The organism is Krasilnikovia sp. MM14-A1004 (genome assembly GCF_047159485.1).
Lineage (GTDB): Bacteria > Actinomycetota > Actinomycetes > Mycobacteriales > Micromonosporaceae > Actinoplanes.
Genome location: NZ_AP038773.1, coordinates 2,197,404 through 2,214,239, shown reverse-complemented (window position 1 = coordinate 2,214,239; position 16,836 = coordinate 2,197,404). Strand labels below are relative to the sequence as shown.

The 16,836-nt window shown below is 70.9% G+C and carries 17 protein-coding genes; 1 reads left to right on the top strand and 16 read right to left on the bottom strand.

Annotated elements, in window-relative coordinates:
• Positions 1 to 31 precede the first annotated feature (31 nt).
• The 13 genes from metK to pyrR form a co-directional block, all read right to left on the bottom strand.
• Positions 32 to 1,222 carry a methionine adenosyltransferase gene (metK, locus tag ACMCNN_RS10110; protein ID WP_412745920.1) on the bottom strand — a complete coding sequence of 397 codons (1,191 nt, stop codon included), beginning with the start codon at positions 1,220 to 1,222 and terminating at the stop codon, positions 32 to 34.
• Between the two features lie 64 nt (positions 1,223 to 1,286).
• On the bottom strand, positions 1,287 to 2,501 hold the full coding sequence (gene coaBC, locus ACMCNN_RS10105; protein ID WP_412745919.1) for a bifunctional phosphopantothenoylcysteine decarboxylase/phosphopantothenate--cysteine ligase CoaBC: 1,215 nt from the start codon (positions 2,499 to 2,501) through the stop codon (positions 1,287 to 1,289).
• 98 nt (positions 2,502 to 2,599) lie between these two features.
• A complete protein-coding gene (gene rpoZ / locus ACMCNN_RS10100; RefSeq protein WP_130508105.1) occupies positions 2,600 to 2,863 on the bottom strand; it encodes a DNA-directed RNA polymerase subunit omega in 264 nt (87 codons plus the stop codon).
• A 55-nt stretch (positions 2,864 to 2,918) separates the two neighbouring features.
• A complete protein-coding gene (gmk, locus tag ACMCNN_RS10095) occupies positions 2,919 to 3,518 on the bottom strand; it encodes a guanylate kinase (RefSeq protein WP_412747122.1) in 600 nt (199 codons plus the stop codon).
• Between the two features lie 32 nt (positions 3,519 to 3,550).
• The gene (mihF, locus tag ACMCNN_RS10090; protein ID WP_130508107.1) at positions 3,551 to 3,868 is read right to left on the bottom strand and encodes an integration host factor, actinobacterial type; all 318 of its coding nucleotides are present in this window, start codon (positions 3,866 to 3,868) and stop codon (positions 3,551 to 3,553) included.
• A 183-nt stretch (positions 3,869 to 4,051) separates the two neighbouring features.
• Positions 4,052 to 4,882 carry an orotidine-5'-phosphate decarboxylase gene (pyrF, locus tag ACMCNN_RS10085; RefSeq protein ID WP_412745918.1) on the bottom strand — a complete coding sequence of 277 codons (831 nt, stop codon included), beginning with the start codon at positions 4,880 to 4,882 and terminating at the stop codon, positions 4,052 to 4,054.
• Between the two features lie 21 nt (positions 4,883 to 4,903).
• Positions 4,904 to 6,157, bottom strand: a complete 1,254-nt coding sequence (locus tag ACMCNN_RS10080; protein ID WP_412747121.1) for an adenosylmethionine--8-amino-7-oxononanoate transaminase — start codon at positions 6,155 to 6,157, stop codon at positions 4,904 to 4,906.
• A 53-nt stretch (positions 6,158 to 6,210) separates the two neighbouring features.
• Positions 6,211 to 7,242 (bottom strand): quinone-dependent dihydroorotate dehydrogenase, encoded by a 1,032-nt coding sequence (locus ACMCNN_RS10075; RefSeq protein ID WP_412745917.1) that lies wholly within the window; start codon positions 7,240 to 7,242, stop codon positions 6,211 to 6,213.
• Complete coding sequence (gene carB, locus ACMCNN_RS10070; RefSeq protein WP_412745916.1) at positions 7,239 to 10,601, bottom strand: carbamoyl-phosphate synthase large subunit; 3,363 nt, start codon at positions 10,599 to 10,601, stop codon at positions 7,239 to 7,241. Before carB ends, ACMCNN_RS10075 begins: the two co-directional genes overlap by 4 nt.
• Entirely contained in the window at positions 10,601 to 11,749 is a 1,149-nt protein-coding gene (gene carA, locus ACMCNN_RS10065; protein ID WP_412745915.1) for a glutamine-hydrolyzing carbamoyl-phosphate synthase small subunit, read from the bottom strand. The genes carB and carA overlap by 1 nt, the downstream gene beginning before the upstream one ends.
• Positions 11,746 to 13,011 carry a dihydroorotase gene (locus tag ACMCNN_RS10060; protein ID WP_412745914.1) on the bottom strand — a complete coding sequence of 422 codons (1,266 nt, stop codon included), beginning with the start codon at positions 13,009 to 13,011 and terminating at the stop codon, positions 11,746 to 11,748. The genes carA and ACMCNN_RS10060 overlap by 4 nt, the downstream gene beginning before the upstream one ends.
• Positions 13,011 to 13,931, bottom strand: a complete 921-nt coding sequence (locus tag ACMCNN_RS10055) for an aspartate carbamoyltransferase catalytic subunit (RefSeq protein ID WP_412745913.1) — start codon at positions 13,929 to 13,931, stop codon at positions 13,011 to 13,013. Before ACMCNN_RS10055 ends, ACMCNN_RS10060 begins: the two co-directional genes overlap by 1 nt.
• Positions 13,928 to 14,491 (bottom strand): bifunctional pyr operon transcriptional regulator/uracil phosphoribosyltransferase PyrR, encoded by a 564-nt coding sequence (gene pyrR, locus ACMCNN_RS10050; RefSeq protein WP_412745912.1) that lies wholly within the window; start codon positions 14,489 to 14,491, stop codon positions 13,928 to 13,930. The genes ACMCNN_RS10055 and pyrR overlap by 4 nt, the downstream gene beginning before the upstream one ends.
• A 296-nt stretch (positions 14,492 to 14,787) precedes the next feature.
• Between pyrR and ACMCNN_RS10045 the strand changes: the two genes are divergently transcribed.
• A complete protein-coding gene (locus tag ACMCNN_RS10045; RefSeq protein WP_130508115.1) occupies positions 14,788 to 15,276 on the top strand; it encodes a transcriptional regulator in 489 nt (162 codons plus the stop codon).
• Positions 15,277 to 15,334: 58 nt separating this feature from the next.
• On the opposite strand, the gene nusB is transcribed toward ACMCNN_RS10045, so the two are convergent.
• From nusB to aroQ, 3 genes are read right to left on the bottom strand one after another with little or no spacing between them, the layout of a single operon-like run.
• Positions 15,335 to 15,745 (bottom strand): transcription antitermination factor NusB, encoded by a 411-nt coding sequence (gene nusB / locus ACMCNN_RS10040; protein WP_412747120.1) that lies wholly within the window; start codon positions 15,743 to 15,745, stop codon positions 15,335 to 15,337.
• Between the two features lie 23 nt (positions 15,746 to 15,768).
• Positions 15,769 to 16,326, bottom strand: a complete 558-nt coding sequence (efp, locus tag ACMCNN_RS10035; RefSeq protein WP_412745911.1) for an elongation factor P — start codon at positions 16,324 to 16,326, stop codon at positions 15,769 to 15,771.
• Positions 16,327 to 16,367: 41 nt separating this feature from the next.
• Positions 16,368 to 16,826, bottom strand: a complete 459-nt coding sequence (gene aroQ / locus ACMCNN_RS10030) for a type II 3-dehydroquinate dehydratase (protein ID WP_412747119.1) — start codon at positions 16,824 to 16,826, stop codon at positions 16,368 to 16,370.
• Positions 16,827 to 16,836 lie beyond the last annotated feature (10 nt).

The following is a 16,836-nucleotide window of genomic DNA, read 5'->3' as shown; positions in this document are numbered from 1 at the left end:
CATCCTGCCGGGTGACACCGACAAGTTCGCCTCAGGCCGCGGCGGCCTTGAGGTCCTGGGCGCGGTCGGTGCTCTCCCACAGCAGCTCCGGCAGCTCCCGGCCGAAGTGGCCGTACGCGGCGGTCTGCTGGTAGATCGGGCGCAGCAGGTCCAGGTCGCGGATGATCGCGGCGGGGCGCAGGTCGAAGACCTCCTTGATGGCCTTCTCGATCCGCTCCACCGGCACGTTCTCGGTGCCGAAGGTCTCCACGAACAGGCTGACCGGGTGCGCCTTGCCGATCGCGTACGCGACCTGCGTCTCGCACCGCTCGGCCAGGCCCGCGGCCACCACGTTCTTCGCCACCCAGCGCATCGCGTACGCGGCGGAACGGTCCACCTTGGACGGGTCCTTGCCGGAGAACGCGCCGCCGCCGTGGCGGGCGTACCCGCCGTACGTGTCGACGATGATCTTGCGGCCGGTCAGGCCCGCGTCACCCATCGGGCCACCGATCTCGAAGCGGCCGGTCGGGTTGACCAGCAGCCGGTAGCCCTCGGTGTCCAGGCCCAGGCCCTCCAGCTCGGGCGCGATCACGTGCTCGCGGACGTCCGGGGTGAGCAGCGATTCGAGGGAGATGTCCGCGGCGTGCTGCGACGACACGACGACCGTGTCGAGGCGCACCGGGCGCAGCCCGTCGTACTCGATCGTGACCTGGGTCTTGCCGTCCGGGCGCAGGTACGGGATGGTGCCGTCCTTGCGGGCGGCGGACAGCCGCCGGGCCAGCCGGTGCGCGAGGGCGATCGGCAACGGCATGAGCTCGGGCGTCTCGGAGCACGCGAAGCCGAACATCATGCCCTGGTCACCCGCGCCCTGCGCGTCGAGCACGTGCTCGGAGTCGCCCTTGCGCAGCTCGATCGCCGAGTCCACGCCCTGGGCGATGTCGGGCGACTGGGCACCGATGGAGACGCTGACGCCGCAGGACGCCCCGTCGAACCCCTTCTTCGACGAGTCGTAGCCGATGCCCAGGATGGTGTCGCGCACGATCGTGGGGATGTCGGCGTACGCCTGAGTCGTGACCTCGCCGGCCACGTGCACCTGGCCGGTGGTGATCAGCGTCTCCACGGCCACGCGGCTACGAGGGTCCTGCCGCAGCAGGGCGTCGAGAATACCGTCGCTGATCTGGTCAGCGATCTTGTCCGGGTGGCCTTCCGTGACCGACTCGGAGGTGAACAGGCGGCGTGCCACGGTGCTCCTCAGCTTGTCGAATAGTTCATTGCGCGGAAGTGTAGTCACCGCCGCCGGGCGTCCGTCATGCTGTCCCATCGTCGGCGACCTGCGGCGGGAGGCGCGTGAGCACCGCGTCCCATATCGCATCCGACACATCGTCTTTCGGTAGTTCACCGAGTTCCACGAGCGTGTCGTCGGCGCCGACGAGGGTGACCGTGTTCGACTCGGCGCCGAAGACGCGGTCGACACCCACCTCGTTAACGACGATCAGGTCGGCGCGTTTCCTGACGAGTTTGGCCCGCGCGTTCGGCAGCGCGTCGTGGGTCTCCGCGGCGAATGCGACCAGCACCTGGCCCGGGCGTTTGGCGGCGCCCAGTTCGGCGGCGATGTCCGGGTTGGTGACCAGTTCGATCGTGGGCGCCGTACCCGAATCGGTTTTCTTGATCTTGCGGTCGGCGACCGCCGCGGGGCGGAAGTCCGCCGGCGCGGCGGCCATCACCACCGCGTCCGCGTCGGCGGCCGCGACCAGGACCGCCTTGCGCAGGTCCTCGGTCGTGCCGACCTCGACCAGATCCACCCCGGCGGGGGTGGGCAGGGCGACGTTGGCCGCGATCAGGGTGACGCGCGCCCCCCGGGCCACCGCGGTACGGGCCAGCGCGTAGCCCTGCTTGCCGGAGGAACGGTTGCCCAGGAAGCGGACCGGGTCCAGCGGTTCGCGGGTGCCCCCGGCGGTGACCACCACGTGGCGCCCGGCCAGATCCGGCCGCACCCGGCGCAGCACCCGGCGGGCGATCGCGAAGATCTCCTCGGGCTCGGGCAGGCGCCCCTTGCCCGTGTCGGCGCCGGTGAGCCGCCCGACCGCGGGCTCGATGACGACCGCGCCGCGCGAGCGCAGCAGCGCCACGTTGGCGACGGTCGCCGGGTTCTCCCACATCTCCGTGTGCATGGCGGGGGCGTAGACCACCGGACAGGTGGCGGTGAGCAGGGTGTTGGTGAGCAGGTCGTCGGCGATGCCGTGGGCGGCCCTGGCCAGCAGGTCGGCGGTGGCGGGGGCCACCACGACCAGTTCGGCCCGCCGGCCGATGCGCACGTGCGGCACCTCGTGGGCGTCGTCCCAGACCTCGGTGGTGGCGGGGCGGCCGGACAGCGCCGCCCAGGTGGGCGCGCCGACGAACTGGAGCGCGGACGCGGTGGGCACCACGCGCACCCCGTGCCCGGACTCGGTGAACAGCCGCAGCAGCTCACACGCCTTGTACGCGGCGATACCGCCGCAGACGCCGAGCACGACCTCGGTCATGAACTCTCCCCCGGGAGACGACGAAACCCGCGCCCCGGGGCGGGACGCGGGTCCATGGATCCTGGTCGTGCGGGAACGGCCGGGACCCGGCGTGCGGGTCAGGGCTGGTCGGTGGCCTCGGCCGTCAGCAGGCCTGCGTTGATCTCCCGGAGGGCGATCGAGAGCGGCTTCTCCTGCGGGGTGGTCTCCACCAGCGGGCCGACGTACTCCAGCAGGCCCTCACCGAGCTGGCTGTAGTAGGCGTTGACCTGGCGGGCGCGCTTGGCCGCGAAGATCACCAGCGAGTACTTCGACGAGGTCTTGTCGAGCAGCTCGTCGATCGGCGGGTTGGTGATGCCTTCGGGGTTGGCGATGGTTGCCACGGTGGTGAAATCCTCAGTGGTCGGGAGCTGATGGGCCTCGAAGTTGCCCAGGACCTCAAACTTCGGGCGCCTGAGCGGGCGTCAGGAATGACGAACCGAGCAATCCTACCAGTTCGTCCGCGGCGCGCTCGACGAAGTCGTTGACCACCGTTCGGTCGAATTCGGTCTCCGCCGCCAGTTCCTCGTCGGCGTGGGCCAGCCGACGCTTGATGGTCTCTTCGTCGTCCGTGCCTCGCCCGATCAGCCGGCGCTGCAGCTCCTCGACGCTGGGCGGGGCGAGGAAGACCAGCTGTGCGTCGGGCATCGCGGCGCGGACCTGGCGGGCGCCCTGGAGGTCGATCTTCAGCAGAACCGGGCGGCCCTGGGCCAGCCAGCCCTCCACCTGCGCCCGCGGGGTGCCGTAGAGGTTGCCCGCGAATTCCGCCCATTCGAGCAGCTGGTCGCCGTCGATCAGCCGCTGGAACTCCGAACGGGTGACGAAGTGATAGTGCTCACCGTCGGTCTCGTAATCACGCTTCTTGCGGGTCGTCACGGAGACGGACAGCTTGATCCATGGCGAACGCGCCCGGATCAGCTCGATCACGCTGTCCTTTCCGACCCCCGAGGGGCCGGACAGGACGGTGAGTCGGGCTGCCGGGCGCGTTTCGTCATCCATGCTCACGGCTCATTCCTACACGAGCCTTTGCATCAGTTCGCAGCGAACTCCCCCAGGAGGGCCTTGCGCTGCTGCTCGCCGAGGCCACGGAGGCGACGGCTGTCGGCGATCTTGAGCTTCTCCATGATCTGGGTGGCCCGGATCTTGCCGATGCCCGGCAGCGCCTGCAGCACGGCCGAGACCTTCAGCTTGCCGACGACGTCGTCGCCCTCGGCCCGCTCCAGTACGGCGGCGAGGGTGGTCTTGCCAGACTTGAGCTGTTCCTTGAGCTCGGCCCGGGCCTTGCGAATCTCCGCGGCCTTCTCCAGCGCGGCTGCACGCTGCTCGGGGCTCAGTGACGGGAGCGGCACCAGTTCTCCTCAGGTCCCTATGCGGCGGTACTCCAATACCGGCGCTTCTGTGAAACGTGGTGTGCCATGGAACCAAAGGGGCATGTGGTTCCCGGCGCCGGGAAAACTAGCGGTCAACGACGGTTTCGGCAACGTGGGGGTACCCCCCGACCGGTGGGAGCGGGACCTGCTAGGCAGCCCGTTTCACCCGAGCGCGGCCCGGCAATCCGCCGCCGCGCGGGCCGCCGCGGCCCGCAGATCGGCCACGGACGGTCCCGCGCCGAGCACTTCCCGCGAGTACGACGGCAGCACGTTCCGCACGCTCGCGCCGAAGACCGCGCGGAGGTCCGCGGGGGTCGCGCCCTGCGCTCCGAGGCCCGGCGCGAGCAGTGGCCCGTTCACCTTGGACAGGTCGTGACCGGTTTCGCCGATCGTCGCGCCGACCACCACCCCGAGGCTGCCGAGCGGATCCGCACCCGCGTTGACCTGCGAAATCTCGTCGATGACTGTCTGCGCGACGGTCCGGCCGTCGGCCGCGACGGCGTGCTGGACGCCCGGTCCCTCCGGATTGGACGTCAGCGCCAGGACGAAGACTCCGGCGCCGTGCGTGGCCGCGACGTCGAATGCCGGCTGCAACGAGCCGACTCCGAGGTAGGGACTCACAGTAATCGCGTCCGCACTCAGCGGACTCGCCGGATTCAGGTACGCGTCGGCGTACGCGGCCATCGTCGAGCCGATGTCGCCACGCTTCACGTCGAGCAGCACAAGCGCACCCGCCTCGCGGGACTGTCGGATAGTTGACTCAAGAACGGCCACTCCACGTGACCCAAATCTCTCGAAGAACGCCGACTGTGGCTTCAGCACGGCGACCCGATCGGCCAGTGCGTCGACCACCGTACGGGCGAAGCGTTCCAGGCCGGCGACGTCGTCCGGCAGGCCCCACCGAGCCAGCAACGCGGCGTGCGGATCGATGCCGACACAGAGGGGACCGCGCTCTGTGACCGCCCGGCGCAGCCGGGTTCCGAAGCTCTCCATCGAGTCGAATCACTCCCTCTGTCAGGTAGCTGCCACCGCGGCGGTGATCGCCGCGGTAATGCGGGCGACGTCGGCGTCGTCCGTCACGTAGGGGGGCATGGTGTAGATCAGGTCGCGGAACGGGCGCAGCCACACGCCCTCGCCCACGGCCGCCGCCGTGGCCTTCGCGACGTCGACGTCGCGGTCGAGCTGCACGACGCCGATCGCGCCCAGCACCCGCACGTCGGCGACGCCCGGGGCGCCCCGCAGCGGCTCCAGGCCCGCCGCCAGGCCCGTCTCGATGCGCTGCACAGCGCCGGCCCAGTCCGTGGCCCCGAGCAGGCCGAGAGAGGCGTTGGCGACCGCACAGGCCAGCGGGTTGCCCATGAACGTGGGCCCGTGCGCCAGGCCGCCGCCCTCGCCCGCCGAGACGGCCGCGGCGACCCGGGTGGTGCACAGCGTGGCGGCCAGGGTCAGGTAGCCGCCGGTCAGCGCCTTGCCCAGGCACATGATGTCCGGGCTCACCCCGGCGTGCTCGGCCGCGAACAGCGTCCCGGTACGCCCGAAGCCGGTGGCGATCTCGTCGAAGATCAGCAGGATGTCGTGGGCGCGGGTCACCTCGCGCAGCACCCGCAGGTATCCGGGGTGGTGGAACCGCATCCCGCCCGCGCCCTGCACGATCGGCTCCACGATGACCGCGGCCAGCTCGTCCGCGTGCCGTCCGATCGTCGCGGCCAGCTCGTCGGCGTACCCCTGGTCGAAGTCGGCCGGGGGCGGCGGGGCGAAGACCTGCCGGGGCAGCACGCCGGTCCACAGCTGGTGCATGCCGCCGACCGGGTCGCAGACGCTCATCGGGTGGAACGTGTCGCCGTGGTAGCCGCCGCGCCACGTGGCCAGCCGGTGCCGTCCCGGCCCGTGCCGGTGCCGCTGGGCCTGCAACGCCATCTTGACGGCCACCTCGACGCCGACGGAGCCGGAGTCGCACAGGAAGACGTGTTCCAGGCCGTCGGGGGTCAGCTCGACCAGCGTGGTGGCCAGCTCGACCGCCGGGGCGTGGGTGAGCCCGCCGAACATGACGTGGCTCATCCGGCCGCTCTGCTCGACCAGCGCCGCGTCCAGCACCGGGTGCCGGTAGCCGTGGATGGCGGCCCACCACGACGACATGCCGTCGACGAGTTCCCGGCCGTCGGCCAGCCTCAGGCGGACTCCGGCGGCACTGTCCACCACGTACGGATCGGACCGTCCCGGCATCGGCCCGTACGGATGCCAGACGTGCGCCCGGTCGAGAGGGAGCAGACGGCCCGGCCCGGCCTCGGCGGCGTCGGCGGAAGGGCCGGGCGGGCCGCCGGTCACGGACGGGCTCGTTCCCCGGCTGCGGCGGCGCGGGCCGCCGCGCGGACCAGGCCCGGCCCGCGGTAGACGAAACCGGTGTAGAGCTGCACCAGCGAGGCCCCGGCGTCGAACAGCCGGGCCGCGTCGTCGGGGTCGACGATCCCGCCCACCCCGATGATCGGCAGGGCGCCGCCGGTCTCTGTGTGCACGAACTCCACGATCTTGCGGGAGCGTTCGGTGAGCGGCCGCCCGGACAGCCCGCCCGCCTCGCCCGCCCGCGGCTGGTCGGCCGGGGCAAGCCCGTCGCGGGCCAGGGTGGTGTTCGTGGCGATCACCCCGGACGTGCCGGTGGCCAGGCACACCTCCAGCACCTCCGCGATGGCGGACTCGGAGAGGTCGGGGGCGATCTTCACCAGCACCGGGGTCTTGCCGACCAGCGCGCCCAGCAGCGACGCCAGCGCCGCCCGGTCCTGCAGGGCGCGCAGGCCCGGCGTGTTGGGCGAGGACACGTTGACAGCGATGTAGTCCGCGTACGGCCGGAGCAGGTTGTACGAGGTCAGGTAGTCGTCGACCGCCTCGTCGAGGGGGGTCACCTTGGACTTGCCCAGGGAGATCCCCAGCGGCACCCCGAGCGGGCCCAGGTCCGCCAGCCGCTGCGCCAGGGCGGCGGCACCGGCGTTGTTGAAGCCCATCCGGTTGATGATCGCCTCGCTGTCACGCAGGCGGAACAGCCGGGGCCGGTCGTTGCCCGGCTGGGCGTGCGCGGTCACCGTGCCGACCTCGACGAAGCCGAAGCCGAGCGCGGGCCAGGCGGGCAGGGCGACGCCGTTCTTGTCCATGCCCGCGGCCAGCCCGACCGGGTTGGGGAAGCGCACCCCGAACGCCTCGACCGGGGCGCTGACCGCGTACCGGCGGCGCAGCAGCGCCAGGGCCCGCGGCCGTCCACTCAGGGCGGCCAGCCGGCGCAGGGTGAACTCGTGCGCCGCCTCGGCGTCGCCACCGCCCACCCGGAACAGCGCCGGCCGGACGAGCCGCTCGAAAGCGCTCACTCAGCGCTCCGCAGCGAGGCGTGCAGCTCCTGCAGGGGGCGGACGGTCATGTCGCCGCGCATCAGCGCCTCGATGCCCATCACCGCCGCGGCCACGCCGGGCACCGTGGTGATGCTCGGGATGTCGGCGACCACGGCCGCGCTGCGGATCTCGTACCCGTCGGCGCGGGCGCTCGCGCCGGAACCCTGCGGGGTGTTGATGATCAGGGCGATCTCCCCGGCGAGGATCAGCTCGACCGCGTTCTTGCCGGGGCTCTCGAAGTGCTTGGGCACGATCTCGCACTCGATGCCGTGCCGCCGCAGCACCTCGCCCGTCCCGGCCGTGCTGACGATGGTGAAGCCGAGGTCGGCGAGGCGCTTCACCGGGAAGATCATCGAGCGCTTGTCGCGGTTGGCCACGGAGACGAAGACCTTGCCGCTGGTCGGCAGCGATCCGTACGCGGCGGACTGGCTCTTGGCGAACGCCGGGCCGAAGCCCGGGTCGATGCCCATCACCTCGCCCGTCGACTTCATCTCCGGCCCGAGCAGGCTGTCCACGCCGTGCCCGGCCGGGGTGCGGAACCGCTTGAACGGCAGCACCGCCTCCTTGACCGCGATCGGCGCTCCGGGCGGGGTCTCGCCGCCGTCGCCGGTGGGCAGCAGCACCCCTTCGGCGCGCAGCTGCGCGATCGTGGCGCCGAGCATGATCCGGGCGGCCGCCTTGGCCAGCGGCACCGCGGTCGCCTTGGAGACGAACGGCACCGTACGGGAGGCGCGCGGGTTGGCCTCCAGCACGTAGAGGGCGTCGTCCTTGAGGGCGTACTGGACGTTGAGCAGGCCGCGTACGCCGACGCCGCGGGCGATCGCCTCTGTGTAGCGGCGCACCTCGGCCAGGTGTGCACCGGCCAGGGTGACCGGCGGCAGCGAGCACGACGAGTCGCCGGAGTGGATGCCGGCCTCCTCGATGTGCTCCATCACGCCGCCGAGGTACACAGCGCCGGTGGCGTCGCAGAGCGCGTCGACGTCGATCTCGATGGCGTCGTCGAGGAACCGGTCCACCAGCACCGGGTGGTCAGGGGAGATCTCGGTGGCCCGTTGGATGTACGCGGCCAGCGTCGGTTCGTCGTACACGATCTCCATGCCGCGGCCGCCGAGCACGTACGAGGGCCGTACCAGCACGGGGTAGCCGATGGTGTCCGCGATCGCCTTGGCCTGCGCGAAGCTGGTGGCCGTGCCGTGGTCGGGAGCGCGCAGCCCCGCGGCGGCCAGCACCTCGCCGAACTCGCCCCGGTCCTCGGCCAGGTCGATCGACTCGGGCGAGGTGCCGACGATGGGCACCCCGGCGGCCTTGAGGCGGCGCGCCAGCCCGAGCGGGGTCTGCCCGCCGAGCTGGACGACGACCCCGACCACGCCGGGGCCGCCCGCGGCCCTCCCGGAGGCGTCCTCCGCATGCACGACTTCGAGGACGTCCTCGAACGTCAGCGGCTCGAAGTACAGCCGGTCGGCGGTGTCGTAGTCCGTGGAGACCGTCTCGGGGTTGCAGTTGACCATGACGGTCTCGTAACCGTCGCCTTCGGCGCCGGAACCGGAATTGAGGGCTGAGCCATCCACGGCGCAGCTTCGCAGCGCCTGGACGGCGTGCACGCACGAGTAGTCGAACTCGATGCCCTGCCCGATCCGGTTCGGCCCCGAGCCCAGGATGAGGACCTTGGGCCGGTCCGACGGCGCCACCTCTGTCTCCTCGTCGTACGACGAGTAGTGGTAGGGCGTGTTCGCCGCGAACTCGGCCGCGCAGGTGTCCACCGTCTTGTAGACGGGGCGTACGCCGAGGCGGTGCCGCAGCGTACGGACCCCGTCCTCGCCCGCGAGCTCGGGGCGCAGCGCGGCGAGCTGCCGGTCGGACAGCCCGCACCGCTTGGCGCGGCGCAGCAGATCCTCGTCCAGTACCGCGGCGCCGAGGATCTCGGTACGCAGTTCCACCAGTGCCTGGATCTCCTCCAGGAACCACGGGTCGATGCGGCCGCTGGCCTCGTGCACCTGCGCGATCGTGGCGCCGAGCCGCAGCGCCCGCTCCACTGTGTACAGCCGCCCGTCGTGCGGGATCTTCAGCGCTTCGAGCGTGTCGTCGAGCGAGTCCGTCGGGTCCGGGGTCGTCCAGAATCCGGCGGCCTTGGTCTCCAGGGAGCGCATGGCCTTGTTGAGCGCCTCGGCGAAGTTGCGGCCCAGGCTCATCGCCTCGCCGACGGACTTCATCGTGGTGGTCAGCTCCGGGTCGGCACCGGGGAACTTCTCGAACGCGAACCGGGGGATCTTCACCACCACGTAGTCCAGCGCGGGCTCGAACGCGGCAGGCGTCTTCAGCGTGATGTCGTTGGGGATCTCGTCCAGGGTGTAGCCGATGGCCAGCTTCGCGGCGATCTTCGCGATCGGGAAGCCGGTGGCCTTCGACGCCAGCGCCGACGAGCGGGAGACGCGCGGGTTCATCTCGATGACGACCAGGCGCCCGTTGTCCGGGTTGACCGCGAACTGGATGTTGCAGCCGCCGGTGTCCACGCCGACCTCGCGCAGCACCGCGATGCCCAGGTCGCGCAGACGCTGGTACTCGCGGTCGGTCAGCGTCATGGCCGGGGCGACGGTGACGCTGTCGCCGGTGTGCACGCCCATCGGGTCGATGTTCTCGATCGAGCAGACGACCACGACGTTGTCGTGCTTGTCGCGCATCAGTTCGAGCTCGTACTCCTTCCAGCCGAGCACGCTCTCCTCGATGAGCACCTCGTGCACCGGGGAGGCGGCCAGCCCGGAGCCCGCGATGCGTTCCAGGTCCTCGTCGGTGTGCGCCATGCCGGAGCCCAGGCCACCCATGGTGAACGACGGGCGGATGACCACCGGCAGGCCCAGCTCGGCGACGGTCGCGCGGACCTCGTCCATCGAGTGGCAGACCCGCGAGCGCGGCGTCTCGCCCCCGGCCTTGGCCACGATGTCCTTGAACTTCTGGCGGTCCTCGCCGCGCTGGATCGCGTCGATGTTCGCGCCGATCAGCTCCACGCCGTACTTGTCGAGCACGCCGCTCTCGTGCAGGGCGACCGCCGTGTTCAAGGCGGTCTGGCCGCCCAGCGTCGGCAGGATCGCGTCGGGGCGCTCGCGGGCGATGACCAGCTCGACGAACTCCGGGGTGATCGGCTCGACGTAGGTGGCGTCGGCGAACTCCGGGTCCGTCATGATCGTCGCCGGGTTGGAGTTCACCAGCGAGACCCGCAGACCCTCGGCGCGCAGCACCCGGCACGCCTGGGTGCCGGAGTAGTCGAACTCGCAGGCCTGGCCGATGACGATCGGCCCGGAGCCGATCACCATGACGTGCTTCAGATCAGTACGCTTCGGCATCAGACAGCCCTCTTCTCGCCAAGCTCGACGCGGGGCTGGCCTTTTCGTTCCACAAGTTCCACGAAACGGTCGAACAGGTAGTCCGCGTCGTGGGGACCGGCCGCCGCCTCGGGGTGGTACTGAACGGTGAACGCGGGCACATCGAGCGCCCGCAGCCCTTCGACCACGTTGTCGTTGAGGCACACGTGACTGACTTCGACCCGGCCGAACTCGGTGTCGGTCACATTGTCGGCCGGGGCGTCGACGGCGAAGCCGTGGTTGTGGCTGGTCACCTCGACCTTGCCGGTGGTGCGGTCCAGCACGGGCTGGTTGATGCCGCGGTGGCCGTACCCGAGCTTGTAGGTGCCGAAGCCGAGCGCGCGGCCGAGGATCTGGCTGCCGAAGCAGATGCCGAACAGCGGGATCCGCCGCCGCATCACCTCCCGGGCCAGCGCGACAGGGTGGTCGGCGGTGGCGGGGTCGCCGGGGCCGGGCGAGAAGAACACCGCGTCCGGGTTCACCGCCAGCAGGTCCTCCACGCTGGACGACGACGGCAGGATGTGCGTGGTCACCCCGCGCTCGGCGAGGCGGCGGGACACGTTGCGCTTGATGCCCAGATCCAGCGCGGCGATCGTGTACCGGTGCTCCCCCACGGCCTGGACCGTGTACGGCTGCGGCGTGCTCACCTGCGCGGACAGGTCCGCGCCGACCATGCCGGGTGCCTGCTGGACCTTCGCCAGCAGTGCCTGCGGGTCGGTGTCCAGGCTGGACACGCCGACCCGCATGGCGCCGCGTTCGCGCAGGTGCCGGGTCAGCGCCCGGGTGTCGATGCCGCTGATGCCGACCACGCCCTCGGCGGCGAGGCGTTCGCCGAGGTCGCCGGTGGCGCGCCAGTTCGAGGGGCGGCGCGACGGATCGCGGACCACGTAGCCGGAGACCCAGATCCGGTCCGACTCGTCGTCCTCGTCGTTCACGCCGGTGTTGCCGATCTGCGGCGCTGTCTGCACCACGACCTGCCGGTGGTACGACGGGTCGGTCAGGGTCTCCTGATACCCGGTCATGCCGGTGGTGAAGACCGCCTCGCCGAAGGTCTCGCCGACGGCGCCGTACGCCTCACCGGCGAACGTGCGGCCGTCCTCGAGAACGAGGATCGCAGGGGTGCGTGTCACTTGGTCGCCTTCCCGTCCAGGACTGTCGGCTCTCCCCGGAGGAAGGTCGCGACGATGCGACCCGGCAGGGTGGTGCCCGCGTACGGTGTGTTGCGGCTGCGGCTCGCCAGCCCGGCCGGGTCGACGACCCGGCGGGCGGACGGGTCCACCAGCGTGATGTTGGCCGGAGAGCCGACGCTGAGGTCGCCGCCGTGCCCGGTCAGCGCGGCGATCCGCGCCGGGGCACGCGACATCCGCTCGGCGATGAGATCCCACTGCTCACCGAGTACGGAGAGCACGACCGGCAGCGCGGTTTCCAGGCCGACCATGCCGGGGCGCGCGTACGCCCACTCGCACTCCTTGTCCTCCACGGCGTGCGGGGCGTGGTCGGTGGCGACGATGTCGATCGTGCCGTCGGCCAGGGCGGCGCGCAGCGCCTCGATGTCGGCGGCGGTACGCAGCGGCGGGTTCACCTTGTACACCGGGTCGTAGCTGGCGGCCAGCTCGTCGGTGAGCAGCAGGTGGTGCGGTGTCACCTCGGCGGTGACCCGGACACCGCGGGCCTTGGCCTGGCGCAGCACCTCGACGCTGCCCGCGGTGGAGACGTGGCAGACGTGCAGGCGGCTGCCGACGTGCTCGGCCAGCAGCACGTCGCGGGCGATGATCGCCTCTTCGGCGACCGCGGGCCAGCCGGTGAGGCCGAGCCGGGTGGAGACCTCACCCTCGTGCATCTGGGCGCCCTCGGTGAGCCGGGGCTCCTCTGCGTGCTGGGCGATGATCCCGTCGAACGCCTTCACGTACTCCAGGGCGCGGCGCATCAGGCGCGGGTCGGCGACGCAGAAGCCGTCGTCGGAGAAGATCCGTACCTTCGCCGCGGAGTCGGCCATCGCGCCCAGTTCGGCGAGCTGCTTGCCCGCGAGCCCGACGGTGACCGCGCCGATCGGCTGCACGTCGACCAGCCCTGCCTCGCGGCCGAGCCGCCACACCTGCTCGACGACGCCCGCGGTGTCCGCGACGGGTGAGGTGTTGGCCATCGCGCAGACCGCTGTGTAACCGCCCAGTGCGGCGGCCCGCGAGCCGGTCTCGACCGTCTCGGCGTCCTCGCGTCCGGGCTCGCGCAGGTGGGTGTGCAGGTCGACAAGGCCGGGCAGGGCGACCAGACCGGCGGCGTCGATCACCTCGGCGCCCGCGGGATCGCCGTCGGCGATCACCCCGTCGCGGATCAGCAGGTCGCGCGGCTCACCGCCGAGCACCCGAACACCCTTGATCAGGTACGCCGACATCATTTGCCTCCGAGGAGCAGGTAGAGAACGGCCATCCGGACGCTGACGCCGTTGGTGACCTGTTCGACGATCGTGGAGCGGGGCGAGTCGGCCACCGCCGGGGTGATCTCCATGCCGCGGTTCATCGGACCGGGGTGCATGACGATCGCGTGCTCGGGAAGCCGGTGCATCCGGGTGGCGTCCAGGCCATATCGGCGGGAGTACTCGCGGGCCGAGGGGAAGAAGGAGTCCTGCATCCGCTCGGTCTGCACGCGCAGCATCATCACCACGTCGGCGGTGGGCAGCACCGCGTCGAGGTCGTACGACACCTCGGTGCCGGGGGCCAGCGCCGCCGCGATGTCCAGCGGGATCAGCGTGGGCGGGCCAACCAGGGTCACCTTGGCGCCGAGCGTGGACAGCAGCAGCACGTTGGAGCGGGCCACCCGGCTGTGCAGCACGTCGCCGACGATCACCACGTGCAACCCGGCGAGGCGGCCGAGGCGCGCACGCATCGTGTACGCGTCCAGCAGCGCCTGTGTCGGGTGCTCATGGGTGCCGTCGCCCGCGTTGACCACGGAGCCGTCGACCCAGTTGGCGAGGCGGTGCGGGGCGCCCGACGCCGAGTGCCGGATGACGACCGCGTCCGCGCCCATGGCCTGCAGCGTCAGCGCGGTGTCCTTGAGGCTCTCCCCCTTGCTGACGCTGGAACCCTTGGCGGAGAAGTTGATGACGTCCGCGGACAGGCGCTTGGCGGCGGCCTCGAAGGAGATCCGGGTGCGGGTGGAGTCCTCGTAGAAGAGGTTGACCACGGTGCGCCCGCGCAGGGTGGGCAGCTTCTTCACCTCGCGGCCGGCCAGCGCGGCCATCTCCGCGGCGGTGTCCAGGATCAGGGTGGCGGTGGCGGCGTCCAGGTCGGCTGCCGATCGAAGGTGCTTGATCATTTCTCGCCTCCGGTCAGCCGGACCTCGTCCGTACCGTCGTCGGTCTCGGCCAGCGCCACGCGCACGCTCTCGGTCCGGGCGGTGGGGATGTTCTTGCCGACGTAGTCGGCCCGGATCGGCAGCTCCCGGTGACCGCGGTCGACCAGGACCGCGAGCTGCACAGAGCTGGGGCGGCCGATGTCGCTCAGCGCGTCCAGCGCAGCCCGGACCGTACGGCCGGAGAAGAGCACGTCGTCGACGAGGATGACCCGGCGCCCGTCGATGCCGCCGGCCGGCAGTTCCGTCTTGCCGAGCGCCCGGGTGGCGTGCAGCCGCAGGTCGTCGCGGTACAGCGTGATGTCGAGCGCGCCGACTCCGACGTCGACGCCCTCGAAGGCGTGGATCCGGGCGGCCAGGCGGCGGGCCAGCGGAACGCCGCGGGTCGGGATGCCGAGCAGGACCGTGCCGGTGGCACCGGAGGTCTTCTCGAGGATCTGATGGGCGATCCGGTCCACCACGCGGTGGAGGTCGGCCCCGGAGAGAATGATCTTGTCAGTGGTGTCGGCGCGTGGATATGCCACGGCTGACCTCCTTCCCCGCCTCACGGGACGGGTCGTTAAAGGACGTCTGGCAGGCAACCCCCTAGGTGCGAAGGTTGACCCACTGGCTGCCGTCACGTTACCAGTGAACACAGAGTGCAGGACCGTGACGTGCCCTACCCGCCAGGGAAAGGGGCTAAAGTGGTCAAGTTGCGCGACTCCCGCGTCTCATCGGTAACCGACACTTGACCAGGGGTCGCAAACTCCGTACCGTCACGCTGCGTAGCGATCCGCGGAGGAAGAACCCTCTGGGCCAGCACAGCACTGGGAGTGACCGTATGCCGTCTGAGTACGCCAAGTCGTTGGGCGCCCGCCTGCGCTCCATCCGCCAGCAGCAGGGCCTGTCCCTGCAGGGCGTGGAAGAGAAGTCGAACGGCCGGTGGAAGGCCGTCGTGGTGGGCTCGTACGAGCGCGGCGACCGTGCGGTCACCGTGTCCCGTCTGGCCGAGCTCGCCGACTTCTACCGCGTCCCCGTGTCGGAGCTGCTGCCCGACGGCAGCGGGGTCCGGCTCGAAGCCACCAACAAGATCGTTCTCGACCTCGAGAAGCTGTACGACACCACCAGCGAGGACCTCGCCTACGTGGCGCGTTACGCCCGGGCGATACAGCAGCAGCGCGGTGACTACAACGGGCGGGTGCTCTCCATCCGCGCCGACGACCTGCGCGCGCTGGCCATCGTCTACGACATCTCGCCGTCCGGCCTCATCGAGCGCCTGACCGAGCAGGGTGTGCTGGTCGCCGACCCGCGGGCGTTCTTCGCCTCCTGAAGCACCGCACAGACCGACGGCCCGGACCAGCAATGGTCCGGGCCGTCGGTCGTACGGGTCAGCGGCTGGTGAACTCGGCGATGCGGCCGAGGATGCCGTTGAGGAATCGCGGGCTGTCATCGGTGGACATCTGCTTCGCCAGCTCGACCGCCTCGGTGATCGCGACCGGGTCGTCGATCTCGGGCACGTAGAGCAGCTCGTACACCGCGATGCGGGCCAGGTTGCGGTCCACCACGGGCATCCGGGACAGCGTCCAGCCCTCGGCGTAACTGGCGATCAGCTCGTCGATCCGGTCCAGGTGCTCGGCGACACCCTCGACCAGGCCGATGGTGTACTCCAGGTGATCCGGGTGGGGCTTGGCGATGCGCTCCAGGTAGCCCGCAAGCACCTGGCGGGGCGGCAGATCACGCAGGTCGGCCTCGTAGAGGACGTCCAGCGCCCGCTTGCGCGCCTTGCGACGCGCGGGCATCTGCAGCTTGGGGGCCTCGGGCATCAGCTGCGGCCGAGGTAACGGCCGTCGCGGGTGTCGACCTTGATCTTCTCACCGGTGGAGATGAACAGCGGCACCTGCACGGTGGCGCCGGTCTCCACGGTCGCGGGCTTGGTGCCGCCGGTCGAGCGGTCGCCCTGCAGGCCCGGCTCGGTGTAGGTCACCTCGAGGAAGACGCTGGTGGGCAGCTCGATGTAGAGCGGCACGCCCTCGTGGGTCGCCACGGTCGCCTCGGCCTCGGGAAGCAGGTAGTTCGCCGCCTCGCCCACGGTGCCGCCGGGCACGTGGATCTGGTCGAACGTGCCCAGGTCCATGAAGACGTAGTCGTCGCCGTCCTGGTACAGGTACTGCATCGTGCGCTTGTCGACCGTGGCCGTCTCGACCTTCGTACCCGCGTTGAAGGTCTTGTCCACCACCTTGCCGGAGAGCACGTTCTTGAGCGTCGTGCGCACGAACGCACCGCCCTTGCCCGGCTTGACGTGCTGGAACTCCACGACGGCCCACAGCTCGCCGTCGAGGTTGAGCACGAGGCCGTTCTTCAGGTCGTTCGTAGTCGCCATGTCCTGCCTTGATCTTGACGCGATGGAGTGACCCGAAAAGTTTACCGGCGCGGCACGTCACCCGACGAATCGGGCCTGCGTGCGATGTGTTGCAACGCCAGCCGGTAGCCCTCGACGCCCAGGCCCGCGATGACGCCCGTGGCGACCGCCGAGACCACCGAGTGGTGCCGGAACTCCTCCCGGGCGTGGATGTTGGAGATGTGCACCTCGACCAGCGGGGCCCGCAGCAGCGCGCACGCGTCGCGGACCGCGTACGAATAATGCGACCACGCGCCCGGGTTGAGCACGACCGGGGCCTGTTCATCGGCGGCGGCGTGCAACCAGGCCAGCATCTCGTGTTCCGCGTCGGTCTGCCGGACCTGCACGTCCAGGCCCAGCTCGGCGCCGGTCGCCTCGCACATGGTGACCAGATCCGCGTACGAGGTGACGCCGTAGACGTCGACCTGCCGGGTCCCCAGCCGCCCCAGGTTCGGCCCGTTGAGCACGTACACCCGCGTCATGTGCATGCCT